A 16,905-nucleotide genomic window follows, 5' to 3' on the forward strand; every position below is an offset into this window, starting at 1 on the left:
AAAATAGCTCTCTTGCCTCATAAGACTAGAAGCCTCGGAAGTCCCCAAAGATTGGTGTGAAGAGGGAATTAAAAATGGTGAACATATCAAAAAACAATATAATTCCCATCACGATCATGATGCTCCCGCCGACTTTCATGAAGGCACCACTATATTTTTTAATCCACGTAAACTTCGCAATAAAGAATGCCATTAACAGAAACGGAATACTAAAGCCTAAAATATAAGCCCCCATATACCAAATGCCTTGAGACGGATTCGCACCCACAAGTGCTAACGTAGCTGCTAATATCGGTCCCATACAAGGAGTCCAGCCCAGTGCAAAGGTTAAGCCAATCAACACGGTGCCTAGATAACCAGAGGGCTTGTTTTTCACGTTCAGTTTATGGTCTTTCATCAAAAGAGTCGGGTTAAATATCCCAATCGTTACTAGACCAAAAAATACGATGAAGATCGCACCGACTTGACGTATGATATCTCCGTATTGCATATACCACGTCTCGATTAAAGTGGCGCTTCCAGTCGATCCTAGTCCGAGTACAAGATAAATGATTGAAAACCCTAATAAAAAGAATAAGGTATGAAATAACGCTTTACGTTGTCTTCCCACTTTACCGCTTTGTACATCTGACACACTTAATCCAGTAATATAGGATAAAAATGCTGGATAGAGCGGAAATACACAGGGTGACACAAAGGATAATACACCTGCTCCAAATGCTAGAATAATAGAAACTTCCGTCAGCATGCTCCATCTCCTTTGCTTTTCTATTTCATTTCTTTACATTGATTTAATTGATATAGTGCCAATGCAAGTTCTTCTTTAGAATAATTCATAAGCAGCGACTTTATTTGATTTCTTTCTTCTTCAGAAAGCGTCTTTATCGTCTCAGGTGCACACATGTCAATCTTCCCCTTCACAAATGTCTTCGCTAATCCTTATCCTACATAGGATAAGTGTTTGTTATCACGATACACTTGATTGATTGTTCCCCCACCAAGGCATTCTTCTCCTTGATAGAAAACAACTGCTTGTCCCGGGGCTATCGCACGAATTGGCTCATGGAAAATGACTTTAACCTTTGAATCATCCAATCTTTCTACTGTTACTTTATTATCTTGCTGACGATAGCGGAATTTAGCTGTACATTCAAATTTATCCGGAATATCACTGCTTGAAATCCAGCTGACATGATCGGCTATAATGCTATCCGAGTAAAGCAATTCATGATCTGATCCTTGGCCGACATATAGAACATTCCTATCCATGTCTTTTCCAATTACAAACCAAGGTTCGCATCTCCACCGATTGCAAGTCTCCGTCTTTGCCCGATTGTATAATACATTAAGCCATCATGTTCTCCGACAACCTGACCATCAAATGTTTCAATCGTTCCTTTTTGAGCCGGCAGGTAACTGCTTAGGAACTCCTTGAAGTCGCGTTCACCGATGAAGCAAATGCCTGTACTGTCTTTTTTAGATGCAGACGCGAATCACGTCTTCGCTAGAAAAGGTATGAAGCACTTGACCGCGGATGGCACGTAAATAATCTTCTCGAAGTGCTAGTTGTTCGACCTTTTCGGCTTTTGTCTATCCGGCTTCCCGCACTTTTTTCGCTAATTCATTAATCCTTGGCAACAATTCAATCATCATTTTCACCAACCTTACTCTGTTTCATGATTATTCAATAACATCTGTATGGAAACAACGTACCATATGGTTTATCATTGTTTCTCCTAAATCCGTAAATGTCGCTACGCCACGTTTGTGAATAGCTGTTTTGAAACCTTCTGCATCCGCTCCTGAAACGGTTAAAAAGTCACAAATATCGGTCGTCACTCCAACGGTATGAACCTTTTCCACCCCCGCATTCCTGAAAATTTCGGCAAGACCTGTTTTAAAGAATGCGTTATAGTTTGTCTTTGGTGAATAAATTAGATTTTCATTATCCTTATTCGCTTGGTACCAGTCATTTAATTCTCCGTACAGTTGTTGGCCTTCCGTATCCACAATATTATGAGGCGGCCATAATTCAAAGTGAGGGTCATTTGGTTGATGGGCATCCATGGATACAACAACCATCTTTCCTGCTTCTAAAAATTCCGTTGCTAATTCCTTGATGTATGGAACAATTTTCTGTGCTGGTTTTCCGACAGTCAACGGTCCGTCATCTGCTACAAAATCATTACTCATATCAACAATTAATAACGCTTCTTTTACCACTTTAAACCCACTCCTACCTAATATTTTTCAAACTGTGTTTTTTCGCCTCTTCGATATTTCTCATCTTATTATCCCAACACGCCTGACTTAAATCAACCGGGTATTCAGCCGGGTTTAAAGAACGCTTGTATTCCTCCCATAAAAGATCCAATCGCTCCTCAGCGTAAGATTGAATCTCTTCGATTGACGGATTTTCATACACAAGCTTACCGTCCGTAAAGATTTCCTCATGCAAATCCTGCGCAATGAAATTGGTGACAAACGTTCCGATGTACGTATGCACGGGATGGAACATATGAAGTTTAGATTCTTTTTCAGGTTGTTCAAAATCAAGGGCGATATAATCCCCTTCTGATTTATTCGTCAGTTTGTTAATAATGCGGTATACCTTTTTCAAACCTGGTGTTGTAACTTTTTCAGGACTTGAAGAAATTTTGATTCGATCTGTCATCTTTCCACTCTCATCTTCCATGGATACCATCTTATACACAGCGCCTAGAGCTGGTTGATCGAAAGCAGTAATTGCTTTCGTGCCAATTCCCCACGCATCAATTTTCGCTCCTTGGGCGTTTAAATTCATAATGGTATATTCATCAAGATCATTTGAAGCGATGATTTTCGTATCAACAAATCCTGCTTCATCTAACATTTTCCTTGCTTCCTTGGAAAGATAAGCCAGATCTCCGCTGTCTAACCGAATACCTGCAAAATTGATATCGTCACCAAGTTCTTTTGCAACTTTAATCGCTGTTGGAACACCTGATTTTAATGTATCGTAGGTATCCACTAGAAAAACACAATTCTTATCAGATTTTGCATACTTGTGGAATGCGATATATTCATCTTCATATGCTTGAACATAGGAATGGGCATGTGTCCCGGCAACAGGAATACCAAAGCGTTTTCCTGCTCGAACATTACTCGTACCGGAGAATCCGCCGATAAAAGCTGCTCTCGTTCCCCATAGTGCAGCATCAAATTCATGAGCACGTCTCGTACCAAACTCGGAGACAAGCTGGTCCTTTGCAACTTGCTTAATCCGTGAAGCCTTGGTTGCAATAAGGGTCTGGTAGTTCACAATATTTAACAAAGCTGTTTCAATTAACTGCGCTTCGACTAACGGAGCTTCGACACGAAGAATGGCTTCATTACCAAATGCAACCTCTCCTTCCTTCATCGCTCGGACATTCCCTGTAAAGCGTACCGTTCGTAAATAATCAATGAAGTCTTGCTTGTAACCTAGCTCTATTAAATAACTCAAGTCACTTTCAGAAAAATGAAAGGTCTGGAGATAATCGATGATTCGTTCTAACCCAGCAAATATCGCGTACCCATTTCCAAATGGCAGATTCCTGAAATACAATTCAAAAACCGCATTTTTATGATGAATATCATCTTCCCAATAAGCTTTTGCCATATTAATTTGGTACAGGTCGGTATGAAGGGCGAAACTGTCATCAAGATAGCTGTTCATAACAATTTCCTCCTAAGCTTACTACTGTCTTTGTCATTACCATTATAAACCATCTTTACCCTAACTGTTTATCCAATTGTTTCTTCACTTTTTTTGTAAGAGTTCTTTTGCAAACTCAACAAGTTCATGTGCTTCTTTTGTCCGGATAAAATTAACATCTAAACCATCAGAACCCAAGCGGAAACGATCGAATGCATCCGCATCTTTGAAAATCTGATATAGGAGCACATCACGCTCACTGAGTGTTGAGGATTTTTCAATTTCAGATAAACCTAATGCAGCATCCTAATCATGGTAGGCGGTAATATAGTAGGTCGCTTCATGATAAGTCAGGTCGGACTCGCGGCAATACGTCTTATAGTACTATCAATTCCATATTTATCTGCAAATTCACCAAAGTACTGCTGGAAGGTTTCATCTGCCTCATACCAGTTCAGTCCAGCTGCCGCAGACATCCCTGCCGCTCCGCCAACTATAATCGCCTCAGCTTCTTCGATTTTTTGCAATAAGGTTAGGGTATAACCTTGATATTGTTGATCTTGCATGCTGCGAGTTCATCCAATCGCGTTTTGCAACATAACTTAACATGAATCTAAATGTATTATATAGTTTATATAGATATAATAATAGTATGTACTTTTTTGATACATACTCTCTAAGAGGTTAGTGTAGAATGGAAATAAATAAGAATCATGTTTTGGACAACCAGGAGCCTGCTTTTGGATATACACTTTCCATCATTAATGGAAAGTGGAAAATGCAAGTTATTTATCACTTATCTCGGAGTGGTGTTATCCGCTACAAAACTCCAACGCAGAATCGGTAAGATCACGCATAAAACACTTAGTACGACGCTAAAAGAAATGATTCGTGACGGGATCATCCACCGTAAAGAGTATCCGCAGATCCCCCCTAAGGTGGAATACAGCCTTACTGAAAAAGGGCACTCCCTCTGGCCTATCATTCAAGAAATGTGTCAATGGGGATTGGATAATCAGCCTTTTGAAGAGTAATTAGTCGATGGTAGCTTCAAACTGTATAAGGAAAGAAAAACCCGGGATGAAGTTTTATCACTTCATCCCGGGTTTTAAGTTTGATTATGATGATCTACATTTCCTACCATTTTACTAATCGTTTAATCCGCGTTAAGATGATGTAAAAGTGTCTTACAAGGGGTGGACTAGATGAATACAATCATCGATGCAATTGGAATAGAAATAGTCGAAGTGAAAAAGGAGAAAGTAACAGCGACAATGCCTGTACACGGACCGACACGCCAGCCTTATGGACTGCTTCACGGCGGAGCATCAGTAGTGCTTGCAGAGACCGTAGCCAGTGTAGGAAGTATGAATCTAGTAGATGCGAAAACGGAAGCAGCCGTTGGACTTGAAATTAATGCGAATCATATCCGCAGTATGCGTGACGGAAAAGTAGTCGCGGTTGGAAAACCACTCCATATCGGGAGAACAACCCATATATGGGAGATTAACATTACAGACGAGGCAACAGGCAAACTGGTCTGTGTATCACGCTGTACGGTTGCAGTCATTAAAAAATAATGGATGAAAATATTGTAATGGAGAAGAAGAGATGGACAGACAGAATAGGAAACTAGGATTTCTCTTAGTTATTATCGGTGCAACACTCTGGGGAGTCGGTGGTACGGTTTCCCAAAAGCTTTTTCAAGATTTCCAAATTGAAGTAGATTGGCTTGTTACCGTCCGGCTGCTTATTTCGGGGGTCTTATTATTAACGATTCAATACCTCTCAAGGGATAAGAAACAAGTATTCGATGTTTGGAAAAATAAACGAAATACGTTCCAGCTCCTTATATTCGGACTTTTTGGTATGCTTGCGGTCCAGTATACATTTATGGCTTCGATTAACCACGGAAACGCAGCGGTTGCCACTCTATTGCAATATCAGGCACCGATTATGATTATCGCCTATTTGTTGATACAAAGGCAGATGAGATTAAGAAGGATGGATTTGATCACCGTCTTCCTCTCCTTAAGCGGTTGTTTCTTATTGCTGACGAATGGTTCCTTATCAGGATTATCTGTCCCTGCTCCAGCAGTCATCTGGGGAATCCTATCTGGAGTCGCTCTCGCTTTTTACACCTTATATGCTGCTTCACTCCTCGCCTATTTCGATTCTCTCGTTATTGTCGGCTGGGCGATGGTCATTGGCGGTGTTACGCTGAGCTTTATTCATCCGCCATGGCAAATGGATTTTGCGAGCCTACCACTAGAAGGGTATCTTTATTTATTGTTCATCGTGATTTTTGGAACGATGATTGCCTTTTGGTTTTTCATTGAGAGTTTAAATAGTCTCTCACCAAAAGAAACGAGCTTGGTTGGAAGCCTTGAACCGCTCGCCGCAGTTTTAACGACCGTGTTTTGGCTGAAAGAACCGTTTGGATCCTTTCAATGGCTTGGAACAGCTTGTGTGATTGCAATGATAGTCTTTATGGCTTTAGCGGATAGTGAGAAAGCTGCATTTGAATAAGGAAAAGACATTCAGGAATATGACTTGGATGTCTTTTTTATGCATCTTAGTAATTTTTACTATCTGCTTGGGTTCATTATACCTTTAATAGGTTACAGTTCGCTTTATGGTATTTTGGGTGTTGTAGTATTAGCTTCGACTGTGCTCTATTTCATTTTATATGGCAGAAAAGAAAAGGAAATGTTAAGAGTAACATAAAAAAATCCGAACAATCTAAGGAAAATTTGGCCTTAGGTTGTTCGGTTTTTTTCTATCGATAAAACACCTTTTTATAAATCATCAAACCCGTTCAAATCACTTACTTTTGTATAGGCACGAGATTTTTGCTCGAAGAAATCTGTCTTTGTTCCATCAAAGTTATCTACATATGCCCGAATCCACTTCATCGGGTTATCGAAGTAGCCATCATAAATTTCACTTAAGCCGAGCATTCTTAGCATCTTGTTCGCCCGGTATTTAATATAGCCTTCCATTTCGTCCAAATCAATTCCCTCGACATTTGCTAATACATATCTGGACCAATGGATCTCCTGTTCCACGGAGTGACGGAACGCCTCATATACCCACTCATTGAATGCTTCCGTATTATATTCAGGATTCTCAGCTAGCGTCGCGCGGAATAATTCGCCAATATATCTCCCGTGCTCAAGCTCGTCCCGGTTAATATAGCTGATCATCGTACTTGTTCCTACCATCTTATTATTTCGTGCTAAGTTATAAAAGAAGGCGAATCCGGAATAGAAAAACATTCCTTCCAGTAGAGAGGTATAGACCATGACTTTTAATATGTTTTCGATTGTCGGATTTTCTGCAAACTCATTATAAACTTCGATAATCCGTTCATTCCGCTGTAGGAGAACGGGATCCGTCCGACCTAACTCAAATGATTTATTCTGTTCATCCAGCGATACGACAGATGATAAAACATACGAGTAGCTTTCATTATGCACGGCCTCTTGTTGAGCAATTACAGCCATAATGGACTGTACAGAGGCGTCTGTCGCATATAAAGATAATAATAAAGCCGTCCGTGTCTGTGGTGCATCTAACGTAGACAGTAATCCAATAATCTTTAAATAGGCATCCTGTTCATCTGCAGTTAACTCCGGAAACTGCCTGATATCAGAAGACATATTGATTTCATCTGCTTGCCAGTAGTTTCCTAGTAACTTTTTGTAAATCTGATACCAGTGGGGATACGCAATATCATTCCAATTTAAAATACCGCTGGATTTCCCCCCAAAGATTCCCGTTGATTTATTAGGATTTTTTGGCTCTAACGTTCTTGCTTTTTTTAAAACTACAGTCATATTTATATTCCCTGCCTCTTTTTATTTTCTATTATCGCTTATCCTATACGCCTGCCGTCATCCAGCTCTTTTGCTCTTTTTCTTTTCTTACACCTTCTATAATTCCGTCTACCCAATTGGTAACTTTCAGCTCTTGGCTTCCCCTTGGAGACTGCTCTACCTTCAAACCTTCCCACGGGCTATTATAAAATTTAGCTAGTTTCGTGACCGCAAGACAAAACATCTCTTCCCCACCAAACTGGGTTTCTCCTGAACCAAATACTGCAATATTATTCGGCTTATACCCGACATCTGCTACAAAGTCTTTTACATCAGCCGGTGTGCTTCCAAGATCCCAAGTAAACGTCCCTAACATAACGACATCATAGTCACTTAACTCGGGAAAATACGCACCTATACCGATTTCATATAACTCCGGTTGATAACCGAAAGATTCAATCCTAGCCTGAATCATTTCTGCCATTTCTTCGGTATTGCCGCTAAAACTATGGTAAGCGATAAGAATTTTCATTTATTTCACCCCTAATTAAAACGTGCGAATCCCTTATCATCGATTTTCGATTGGTTCGGAACAGAGGAGAGCATAACGCTCCCCTATTCATTATTGACACCACTCACACTCTTCAATATCTGTAGAAGATGAACGTACATAGTAAGTTGTTTTCAGTCCGCTCTTCCAAGCTTGTAGATGCAAGTCTAGTAAGACGGAAGCCCGGATGGTGTTCGGCACATAAATATTAAAGGAAATACCTTGGTCCACATGTTTCTGACGCATGGCATTCTGTTTGACCGACCAGCGCTGATCAACAATATAAGCGGAACGTCTGTAGATATGATAATTATGGTGGTCCATATCTGGTGCGGTTACAGGCATCTTAAAGTCTTTCTTCTCTTCATGATAAAAAGGTTTGAATACTGGGTCGATTCCTGCAGTAGAGCCGGCAATAATCGAAGTAGACGCATTTGGTGCGACAGCCATTAAATAACCATTGCGGATCCCCGTGTTCTTAACCCGCTCCTTCAATGCCATCCACTCTTTGGAATCATCGTATCCTCTGTTATCAAAGTACGCTCCTGTACTCCATTTACTTCCTTCAAATACCTGATAGCTGCCTTTTTCTTCTGCTAAATCTGCTGATGCGGAAATCGCTAAGTAGGCTATTTTTTCATAAATAGCATCGGTATATTCGACAGCTCGCTCTGATTCCCACTCGATTCCTTCTTTTGCAAGCAGGTGGTGGAATCCGAATGTTCCTAGTCCAATCGCTCTGTACTTTTGGTTCGTGAGCGTTGCTTGTAATAATGGTAACGTATTAATATCAATGACATTATCAAGCATGCGCACTTGAATTTTGATAAGGCGTTCCAATACATTATCTGGTACAGCCTTCCCTAAGTTAACGGAACTTAAGTTACAAACAACAAAGTCACCAGGCGTGTATTTTTTCACAACGGTATTTTCTTCCGTGAGATATTGCTCAACAAATTCTGTCGGGGATTGGTTTTGCGTAATTTCCGTACATAAATTGGAGCAATAAATCATTCCAGTATGCGTATTCGCATTCCGGCGGTTCACTTCATCACGGTAAAACATGAATGGTGCTCCTGTTTCCAGCTGGGAACGCATAATTCTTTTCATAATTTCAATTGCTGGCACTTTCTTTGCCGAATCTAAATTAGCGTTGATACATGCTTCATACTTCTTGCGCCATTCTCCTTCGCCTTTCTCTTCATCATAGGATTCCTCCAGGGAAAAGCCCATTACCTCGCGCACTTCATGAGGGTCAAATAAATACCAGTCGCCCCTTTTTTCTACTTGTTCCATAAACAAATCTGGAATATTAACCCCTGTATAAATATCATGGGCACGCAGGCGGTCATCCCCGTTATTTAGTTTCAAGTCAAGGAATTCTTCAATATCTCTGTGCCATATGTCCAAATAAACTGCTATCGCACCTTTTCTCGTACCGAGTTGATCGACACTTACCGCTGTGTTATTTAACTGTTTAATCCATGGTACAACTCCGCTGGACATCCCTTTAAATCCTTTAATCGAACTGCCTCTAGCACGGATTTTACCCATATAGACACCAATTCCGCCGCCATTTTTCGACAATTGGGCAATATCACTATTACTATCATAAATTCCTTCCAAACTATCGTTTACCGTATCAATAAAACAACTCGACAATTGGCCATGGCTCTTCCCCGCATTAGCTAATGTTGGTGTCGCGACCGTCATATATAAATTACTTAACGCCCAATAGGCTTCGAGAACATGTTCTTTCCGATTCGCGACCGGTTCTTCTTGCATAAGATGCATGGCAATAACCATCCAGCGTTCCTGCGGCAATTCATAAACATTCTTTTCATGGTCCATTGCGAGATAACGAGTTGCCAATGTATAAATTCCCGGATACGTAAATAATAAATCCCTTTCCTGTTCGAGCGACGAACCGAAATAATCGATTTCCTCTTTCGTGTAGCTTGAAAGAAGATGAGGAGAATAAATTCCTTTATCGGTCAATTGCTTTAATAAATCGTAGAAAGGACCATACGAAAGAGCAGTGTCATAGCCCCTATTTTCTGCAGCCTTTTGATAGAGTTCATGCAAATAAATCCGTGTTGCAAAATAAGTCCAGTCTGGTGTTACTTCGTCTATATTTTCAAGTGCATGGTTAATTAAAGCATTATATAAGTCGTCTTTTGCTTCTTGTGTTACCAAAAGCGGCTCAACTTTTTCTTTATATTTATCTGTTTGAATATTTAATCCATCGGCCCACTCATTGATTAATTCCATCCCTTTAGGGCTTTTTGTTTGATTCATTATTTGCATTTTATTTCCTCCCTTTATGTATAAGCATTAAAAAAACCGTTCACTTTCGGGATGAACGGCAAGAAAAAACGACAAAAAAGCATAATAATATTACATACTACAACTTCTTATCATTTTTCCTTTCTCACACCCCGAAGAAACAAAAAACTACAAGTTATGGCAGGTCTCCTGGCTCGTGCTCTTCCTTCTATAGCCCTTCCCATATCGACACCTTACAGCAAGCGATACGGTGGTTTGCTAAGTCGTACACACGTACAGTTGCGGGGGCAGCTCCAGTTTTTAACTGGATTCCCTTTTAAACAGATAAACTGTCACCATTACTCATATACTACATTTAGTATTAAATTGTATTATCAATCACTATATATTGAATTCTATCATAGAGTATACCCGTTTTCAACAATTAATAACGAACGAAAAATGATTCATTATCTGGAAGGAAATTTACTCAAATATTCATCCTAAACTATAACCTCAGGTATTGCAATATATAGGACTTGTCTCTATCTAGTAGTAGCTTACATCTACGAACATACAAAAACTGCATGGAACAAGGATTTGTTAAAACCCTAGATTCCATGCAGTTCATCCTACATATCGCTTTTTATCCTCCCGCTTGATTCAATCACCAAATATTGATTAGCGGGACATGGCGGTCAGTGCATTTATCCCAGTTTAATATTATTACTGAATTACTATCGTTTTAATCTTGTGTTTTTCCCATTATAAGTAGATACTAAGAGTATAAACAAAACTGGCTATCCTGCTTCACACAGCATAAGAGAGGAAATATGATATGGAATCAATCGTCGACTTTTTCCGAAAAACAGGAGTAAAACGCATTATTATTTTTAGTTTAATCATTCTAATTCTTTACAGTGTAAGAAGTTTAATAAATATTATCCTCCTTACTTTTATTTTTTCATTCTTAATGAATGGGCTAGTTGAATTCACGGTGAAACGGATCAAATTCAATCGAACGATTCTCGTATTACTGTTATATTCGGTAATCGTCAGCTTATTAACGGTAGGTGCTGTGAGGTACTTGCCAATTATTACGATGGAAATCAGTCAAGTCATTAAGCAGATTTCAACTTTCTCTTTCGAATCGTATGATAACCCATTTTTTAGTTTTATTGAGCCGATCATTTCAAGCGAGCAAATCACGGGCTACATAGAAAACGGCTTTTCATTTCTCTTAAAATCGATTACAGATATTAGTACGGTGAGTGTACAGGTATTAATTTCGTTAGTACTCAGTTTATTCTTCCTGCTCGAAAAACCTCGCCTGCTCGCATTTACGAGTAAGTTCAAAAAAAGTAAAGTTGCACCGTTCTACCGGGAGATCGAGTACTTCGGCAGAAAATTTTCACGCACTTTTGGTAAAGTAATCGAAGCACAATTCATGATTGCCCTGATTAACACATTTCTTACGATGATTGTATTAATGATCCTTGGATTTCCGCAGATCTTTGGATTATCCATTATGGTCTTTTTCCTAGGACTTATCCCTGTTGCTGGAGTGATTATCTCACTTATCCCGTTATCTCTCATTGCCTATACAATCGGAGGATTTTTAACTGTTCTTTATCTGCTCATCGCAATTATGATTATCCATGCAATCGAAGCGTATATTCTCAATCCAAAATTGATGTCTTCTAAAACAGATTTACCAGTGTTTTATACATTTATTGTCTTGATTTTTTCGCAGCATTTCTTTGGCGTCTGGGGATTGATTATCGGAATTCCAGTGTTTGTATTCCTGCTCGATATCCTGGATGTGACGAATAATGATACACACGAGCAAGTAAAGTAAAGATTAGGCTTTAACTAGTAATAGATTTAGATAATAGAACACAAACAGCCGCTATTAGAATATCTTACACATTCTACTGGCGGCTAAACATTAACCAAAAACCCGTATCGAGATTTTTTCTCCCCACACTTACTAGCTTGTAAAAAAAGCAGGGACAGTGCTTGATTATTTATTGTGACATATACGGACAATGAATAACTCTCTTCCCGCGATCCTTCATTCATGCACGACCCATGTATCACCAAGCATATCGTGAATCCCTTGTTTTTTGGTATCAAAGGCAACGACAAGATACAGTAATTGTGCAATGAATAAAAAGCGATAGAAGAAGCGTCCGACCAACTCTCTAAAAATAATATCGTTCCATTGCAGAGGCTCGAGGTCTTTGCGAATCACTTTTAATCCAAATATCATTTTTCCGATTGTCTGTCCATAAAACTTTGTCATTAAAATAAAGTATAGATACAATACGAGAAGGCTCAGAATTCCTGCGACCGTCCAATAACCAATCTCGATTGGTTTTCCTTCGTTCATAAATTTTAATGGACTAAGCACAATACCATTTATACTAAACACGATGACTAAGTCGGCTAAATATGCCCAAAATCGCATCCAAAATCCGGCATACCTTCTTGTTTCCGTAGGCGATGCTGTATATGCAACTAAATCTTCACTCATGGCAATCTAGCCTCCTCATCTTGAATATAAATACATGGCTCTAGGAGCATTTGCTTCTCGCAGCATATTATTTACTGCATGTAACTCTGACCCTTTGCCAAACTTATCCTGCAGCGTCATGCCTAAAAATTGATTGAATTCAAAACCGCTTGTATACTCAATCACGGTAGCATCTTCCAGATTATAATCCTCTTTCATCATCGCAATGGTATCATCCAGCGTTCCAATTTCATCGACTAAGCCATTTTCTTTTGCTTGCGCTCCAGTATAAATGCGACCATCACCCAGTTCTCGAACAGTTTCCTCAGACATGCCACGTCCATCTTCAATGACTTGAACAAAGTCACCGTAGAGTTCATCAATCATCGTTTGCAGCATTGCTCTTTCCTCTTCCGTCATCTCACGTGAACCAGACATAATATCTTTGAATTCGCCACTCTTTATCGTGTTAAAATCAATGCCTAGATTATCAGCAAGCTCGGTATAATTCAACGACTCCATAATGACACCAATTGAACCAGTTAATGTGGCGGAATGAGCGACAATTTTATCGGCTGGAGCAGAGATGTAGTAACCACCAGATGCTGCTGTATTCCCCATCGAAATATAAACAGGTTTTTCATAGTTTTGCTGAATGTTTAGTATCTTTTCATGAATCTCTGCACTTTCTACAACACCACCACCCGGTGTATTTACGTCTAAAATAATAGCCTCTACATTTCCATCCTCAGCAGCGTGATCAAGTAAATCCAAAAACCTTTGATGCCTATATGTAACACCGCTTAATAAACTTCCTGCACTATCTTCCATAATAATTCCATTTAGCTCGAGCACAGCAATTTTCTCGAAGCTAGTTCCTTGTTCGATTACTTCTTCACTAAACTCATCATTAAAGCTTTCAAAAAGTGTAGCGGAATCCGTCGAAGCAATGCTTGTGCTAATTTGTGATACAATCGAGACAACGAATAAACCAATTGCGATTATTAATGCGATCCAACGCTTTTTATCCAATATGTATACACCCCAAGTCCATAGTTTTTAATGGAAAATATCAATTCTCATTTTGATTTAACTTTACTCTAACTTATTTCGATACACAACTCTAGTGCTACAAATGATATCATGTAATGCTCTCTTCTCCTTATTCCAGCCGGCCATCATGTAACCAATCATAATTGGAATAGCTGAAACGATATAAGCAAACACTCTACCAAGTGATTTCCAAAAACTGATCTGTGTCATGTCTGGATTTACAACCTCAATGCGACAAATCATTTTCCCCGGACTACCTTTAAACTTGCTCGCTGTAAATATAATTACGAAAATGACCGTATAAATCAAATTCGAAATGGTTTCCGATGTACTTAGTCCATACAATTCATCCGAAAAAATATCAAACGTATTAAAATACCTCTCGTCATTAATTAGCGTAGCGATAATCCAAGTTAAAATTCCAGTTAAAACACCATCGATTAGACTTGCTAGAAATCTTATCCAAATCCTGCTGGTTTATAACTTCCCATTTTAAACAACCTCCTATTTTTAACTAGGATACCAGAATTCATTACATTATATCATTGATTATAAAGTTTTCTATACTTATTTTTAGGCTTGTACAATTTGATAGATTATAAAAAAACGCCCGTTTGGAAAAGTCCAAACAGGCGTGTTTTTGATATAATAAACGCTTAACGTTTTGAGTTTTATCGGCTATCAATTTATGTATAGTCTATCCGTCTGAATCCCGTTGTATCAATATCTTCATTTGGATAAATTGGATTGATAGGGATGTAAATGGATTCGTATGGATTTGGTTTCCATCTTTTTGCATCATTATAAAGATGATTATTAGTATGACACTTAACTTTTATCATTTCTCACACAAAACAAAAATCCTAATTTTGTTCCTTCTCTTTAAATGATTTTATTAACCTTTTCTAAATCCTTTCAAGAACTTCATGTTTAAATCACTAATTTCTGAAAAATGCCATTCAAACGTTGTAAGTATTCGATGAAATTCAAACAGCATTACTTCAATTTTATCTCCATCATTTTCATCCAAGGAATTAAAATCATTTAATAAATCTTCTAACTCACGTGTTAACAACCTAAATTCATCTATGTTCTTGGTTCCCTGTCTATTATAAAATATGCTACGGAGCATTAAAGCCAGATAATATGAATAATCCGCAATGAAAGAAGCAATTTTTGCCAAGGAAACACTCGTACTAAAGATTATCAAAAAGGACAAACTTTAAAATATAAATTTGTCCTTTCTGATTTTAATTTAGTTATTCTACTTCTAGGAATATCGCATTATTTTTAATACGACCTATTATTTAAACTTGCCTTAAAATCTTTTGAAACTCTGCTTCCTCCTCATCTTCATAGCCTCGGAATATAATATCGATAATATCTGAATGATTGAACACTAAGTGTGTTCCTCGTCCATGTAGCCTTCGGGATAAAAGACTCCTAAATAATCATACATAGATTGTTCTGGTATCTTTTCGCCTCTAGCTTGAATCTCTTCCATTCCCTCTTCTGTAATGATTTGTTTTCTTCCATAAATCATTAAACGTTTATTTCCACCTCTCAATAAAACAATTGATCCGTTCGGCAATAGTTTTTCCATTATTTTATTTCCACTCCTTGTTTGATAAGTTTTTCCTTTTTCTTATTTCCATGTGGTTGATAGATGACATATTTCATATTGGCTTTCATGAAAAAATAACGATGCAAAAATTTTGCTGCAGTGTAGCTACAAATAATAGCAAAGAAATATATACTAACCATTGAAATAATATCTTCTAACATCGTATTTTTTTCTATTAATACATAAAATAAGTATCCTATCCCCGGAGAGGCGGTTACCAATCCCATATACTTATACTGATTACTTTCTTTTCTTTCTTTTATCGGATCACCGGAATATTTATGTAATTGATATTTCACTAAAATATAGACCAATACAATTGTCACTATAGCTATAATAATATAAAATACCGTGGAGGTAATTTGAAGCACATGAAATATCACCCACACCAAGGTTATGAATAAAGATATTCCTCCAAGCGCTCCCCAAACACCCATAAATAATATCACCTCTAATTGAGTCGAATATGGATTTTTTATCATCAGTCTTATCCACCACAAATGAATAATAAGGACAAATGGTAAAACGATCCATAAAAGTTCTATCTTTAACAACATTGAAAATCCTAAAAGTAAAGGGGCATCATATATTATCAAAACTAGTACAGCCACACTCCATTTAACATCACCAACATAAATAAATTCCAAATGATCTTTAACATATAAAGCCAAATCCTCATATCTCGTTTCGGGATCTATTTTCACTATTTTCCATCCCCCTGTACTATTAAAATATTACGAATATAGATTTTTTAAACCAACCGGCTACTGTTTTTCCGAAACCTTTCACAGCATTAGTACCAGCTTGTACTAAGTCTTTTCCATGATCCCTTAGACTTTGGCTAGTCCCCCAGTTAGAATCAATAATTTTTCCTACTGTCTAAGATGCCACTAACCCTACTCCAGCACCTGCTAATAATGGTAAACCTACTGTTCCAACTACCGCTGCAGTAGCTGCCCCGGCTACTGCCATTGTCCCAATACCAGCCACCACATCAACCGTTGCATCTCCAACTATCCTTTGAGTAGATTCTCCTTCTTGGATATTGTCTTTTATATTAAATCCAGCATCAATCACTATACCTGCCCACCCTGGGGCTGCTTTTTTTGCTTCGAATTGCGATGTTTCTTTAGGTATATAGGAATCAACCGTTGCTTGCTTCAAATCATGTGTAACTCGTTCAAATGTGGCAATAAATCGCTTTTCTTTTAGTCTTTCTCTTTCTTCTTTTGTTGGTACGTTTAGTTCTTCTAATAACTGTTGATCCATACAATGTTTACATGCTCCCGCTATGCCTTTAGGAGTTTCATATAATTTATATAGACTTCCACATTGCTCACATTCTTTTTCATGATGTTCTTTGAAAGGAATTGATTTTTTAAGAACTGATCCAATAGCTTCCAC

17 protein-coding genes, 3 pseudogenes and 1 riboswitch are annotated in these 16,905 nt (G+C 38.3%); of the genes and pseudogenes, 4 read left to right on the forward strand and 16 right to left on the reverse strand.

Annotated elements, in window-relative coordinates; all coding sequences use genetic code 11:
* Positions 1 to 25 precede the first annotated feature (25 nt).
* The 6 genes and pseudogenes from L3V42_RS13380 to L3V42_RS13400 form a co-directional block, all read right to left on the reverse strand.
* Complete coding sequence (locus tag L3V42_RS13380) at positions 26 to 748, reverse strand: cytochrome c biogenesis CcdA family protein (RefSeq protein ID WP_305082625.1); 723 nt, start codon at positions 746 to 748, stop codon at positions 26 to 28.
* Between the two features lie 20 nt (positions 749 to 768).
* On the reverse strand, positions 769 to 903 hold the full coding sequence (locus L3V42_RS18340; protein ID WP_255771021.1) for a hypothetical protein: 135 nt from the start codon (positions 901 to 903) through the stop codon (positions 769 to 771).
* A gap of 36 nt (positions 904 to 939) precedes the next feature.
* Positions 940 to 1,490: pseudogene (locus tag L3V42_RS13385) on the reverse strand (aminomethyltransferase beta-barrel domain-containing protein); the annotation flags it as partial.
* A gap of 190 nt (positions 1,491 to 1,680) precedes the next feature.
* Complete coding sequence (locus L3V42_RS13390) at positions 1,681 to 2,223, reverse strand: cysteine hydrolase family protein (protein ID WP_235763042.1); 543 nt, start codon at positions 2,221 to 2,223, stop codon at positions 1,681 to 1,683.
* 13 nt (positions 2,224 to 2,236) lie between these two features.
* Positions 2,237 to 3,697 carry a nicotinate phosphoribosyltransferase gene (locus L3V42_RS13395; RefSeq protein WP_235763041.1) on the reverse strand — a complete coding sequence of 487 codons (1,461 nt, stop codon included), beginning with the start codon at positions 3,695 to 3,697 and terminating at the stop codon, positions 2,237 to 2,239.
* A 329-nt stretch (positions 3,698 to 4,026) separates the two neighbouring features.
* Positions 4,027 to 4,242, reverse strand: a complete 216-nt coding sequence (locus L3V42_RS13400) for a hypothetical protein (RefSeq protein ID WP_238472205.1) — start codon at positions 4,240 to 4,242, stop codon at positions 4,027 to 4,029.
* Positions 4,243 to 4,370: 128 nt separating this feature from the next.
* On the opposite strand from L3V42_RS13400, the pseudogene L3V42_RS13405 reads away from it, so the two are divergent.
* The 3 genes and pseudogenes from L3V42_RS13405 to L3V42_RS13415 all read left to right on the forward strand — a co-directional run bounded on the left by L3V42_RS13405 (position 4,371) and on the right by L3V42_RS13415 (position 6,205).
* Positions 4,371 to 4,710: pseudogene (locus L3V42_RS13405) on the forward strand (winged helix-turn-helix transcriptional regulator).
* A gap of 171 nt (positions 4,711 to 4,881) precedes the next feature.
* A complete protein-coding gene (locus L3V42_RS13410) occupies positions 4,882 to 5,256 on the forward strand; it encodes a hotdog fold thioesterase (protein WP_235763039.1) in 375 nt (124 codons plus the stop codon).
* A gap of 31 nt (positions 5,257 to 5,287) precedes the next feature.
* Positions 5,288 to 6,205 carry an EamA family transporter gene (locus L3V42_RS13415; protein WP_235763038.1) on the forward strand — a complete coding sequence of 306 codons (918 nt, stop codon included), beginning with the start codon at positions 5,288 to 5,290 and terminating at the stop codon, positions 6,203 to 6,205.
* A 269-nt stretch (positions 6,206 to 6,474) separates the two neighbouring features.
* Here the strand turns inward: L3V42_RS13415 and L3V42_RS13425 are convergent, their stop codons facing one another.
* From L3V42_RS13425 to L3V42_RS13435, 3 genes are all read right to left on the reverse strand, one after another.
* The gene (locus L3V42_RS13425) at positions 6,475 to 7,515 is read right to left on the reverse strand and encodes a ribonucleotide-diphosphate reductase subunit beta (RefSeq protein ID WP_238472206.1); all 1,041 of its coding nucleotides are present in this window, start codon (positions 7,513 to 7,515) and stop codon (positions 6,475 to 6,477) included.
* A 43-nt stretch (positions 7,516 to 7,558) separates the two neighbouring features.
* A complete protein-coding gene (locus L3V42_RS13430) occupies positions 7,559 to 8,026 on the reverse strand; it encodes a flavodoxin (RefSeq protein WP_235763036.1) in 468 nt (155 codons plus the stop codon).
* Positions 8,027 to 8,116: 90 nt separating this feature from the next.
* On the reverse strand, positions 8,117 to 10,342 hold the full coding sequence (locus L3V42_RS13435) for a ribonucleoside-diphosphate reductase subunit alpha (RefSeq protein WP_238472224.1): 2,226 nt from the start codon (positions 10,340 to 10,342) through the stop codon (positions 8,117 to 8,119).
* Between the two features lie 150 nt (positions 10,343 to 10,492).
* Positions 10,493 to 10,685, reverse strand: a riboswitch (cobalamin riboswitch).
* Between the two features lie 462 nt (positions 10,686 to 11,147).
* On the opposite strand from L3V42_RS13435, the gene L3V42_RS13440 reads away from it, so the two are divergent.
* Positions 11,148 to 12,167: an AI-2E family transporter gene (locus L3V42_RS13440; protein WP_235763035.1), complete on the forward strand. Its 1,020-nt coding sequence runs from the start codon at positions 11,148 to 11,150 to the stop codon at positions 12,165 to 12,167.
* Positions 12,168 to 12,383: 216 nt separating this feature from the next.
* Here L3V42_RS13440 and L3V42_RS13445 read toward each other — a convergent pair whose 3' ends face one another.
* The 7 genes and pseudogenes from L3V42_RS13445 to L3V42_RS13475 all read right to left on the reverse strand — a co-directional run bounded on the left by L3V42_RS13445 (position 12,384) and on the right by L3V42_RS13475 (position 16,905).
* Positions 12,384 to 12,845, reverse strand: a complete 462-nt coding sequence (locus L3V42_RS13445; protein WP_238472207.1) for an RDD family protein — start codon at positions 12,843 to 12,845, stop codon at positions 12,384 to 12,386.
* A 15-nt stretch (positions 12,846 to 12,860) separates the two neighbouring features.
* Positions 12,861 to 13,856, reverse strand: a complete 996-nt coding sequence (sppA, locus tag L3V42_RS13450; protein ID WP_238472208.1) for a signal peptide peptidase SppA — start codon at positions 13,854 to 13,856, stop codon at positions 12,861 to 12,863.
* Positions 13,857 to 13,919: 63 nt separating this feature from the next.
* A complete protein-coding gene (locus L3V42_RS13455) occupies positions 13,920 to 14,345 on the reverse strand; it encodes an RDD family protein (RefSeq protein WP_369412904.1) in 426 nt (141 codons plus the stop codon).
* A 427-nt stretch (positions 14,346 to 14,772) separates the two neighbouring features.
* A complete protein-coding gene (locus L3V42_RS13460) occupies positions 14,773 to 15,060 on the reverse strand; it encodes a hypothetical protein (protein WP_235763032.1) in 288 nt (95 codons plus the stop codon).
* 124 nt (positions 15,061 to 15,184) lie between these two features.
* Positions 15,185 to 15,480: pseudogene (locus L3V42_RS13465) on the reverse strand (DUF4176 domain-containing protein).
* Entirely contained in the window at positions 15,480 to 16,205 is a 726-nt protein-coding gene (locus L3V42_RS13470) for a hypothetical protein (protein ID WP_238472209.1), read from the reverse strand. The pseudogene L3V42_RS13465 and the gene L3V42_RS13470 overlap by 1 nt, the downstream one beginning before the upstream one ends.
* A gap of 175 nt (positions 16,206 to 16,380) precedes the next feature.
* On the reverse strand, positions 16,381 to 16,905 hold the full coding sequence (locus L3V42_RS13475; protein ID WP_238472210.1) for a hypothetical protein: 525 nt from the start codon (positions 16,903 to 16,905) through the stop codon (positions 16,381 to 16,383).

Source organism: Oceanobacillus alkalisoli (assembly GCF_022213125.1).
GTDB classification, from domain to species: domain Bacteria; phylum Bacillota; class Bacilli; order Bacillales; family Amphibacillaceae; genus Oceanobacillus; species Oceanobacillus alkalisoli.

Coding starts and splice junctions, on each gene's coding strand:
- L3V42_RS13380 (WP_305082625.1), bottom strand. CDS start 748: ATGCTGACGGAAGTTTCTATTATTCTAGCATTTGGAGCAGGTGTATTA.
- L3V42_RS18340 (WP_255771021.1), bottom strand. CDS start 903: ATGTGTGCACCTGAGACGATAAAGACGCTTTCTGAAGAAGAAAGAAAT.
- L3V42_RS13395 (WP_235763041.1), bottom strand. CDS start 3,697: ATGAACAGCTATCTTGATGACAGTTTCGCCCTTCATACCGACCTGTAC.
- L3V42_RS13400 (WP_238472205.1), bottom strand. CDS start 4,242: ATGCAAGATCAACAATATCAAGGTTATACCCTAACCTTATTGCAAAAA.
- L3V42_RS13410 (WP_235763039.1), top strand. CDS start 4,882: ATGAATACAATCATCGATGCAATTGGAATAGAAATAGTCGAAGTGAAA.
- L3V42_RS13415 (WP_235763038.1), top strand. CDS start 5,288: ATGGACAGACAGAATAGGAAACTAGGATTTCTCTTAGTTATTATCGGT.
- L3V42_RS13425 (WP_238472206.1), bottom strand. CDS start 7,515: ATGACTGTAGTTTTAAAAAAAGCAAGAACGTTAGAGCCAAAAAATCCT.
- L3V42_RS13430 (WP_235763036.1), bottom strand. CDS start 8,026: ATGAAAATTCTTATCGCTTACCATAGTTTTAGCGGCAATACCGAAGAA.
- L3V42_RS13435 (WP_238472224.1), bottom strand. CDS start 10,342: ATGAATCAAACAAAAAGCCCTAAAGGGATGGAATTAATCAATGAGTGG.
- L3V42_RS13440 (WP_235763035.1), top strand. CDS start 11,148: ATGGAATCAATCGTCGACTTTTTCCGAAAAACAGGAGTAAAACGCATT.
- L3V42_RS13445 (WP_238472207.1), bottom strand. CDS start 12,845: ATGAGTGAAGATTTAGTTGCATATACAGCATCGCCTACGGAAACAAGA.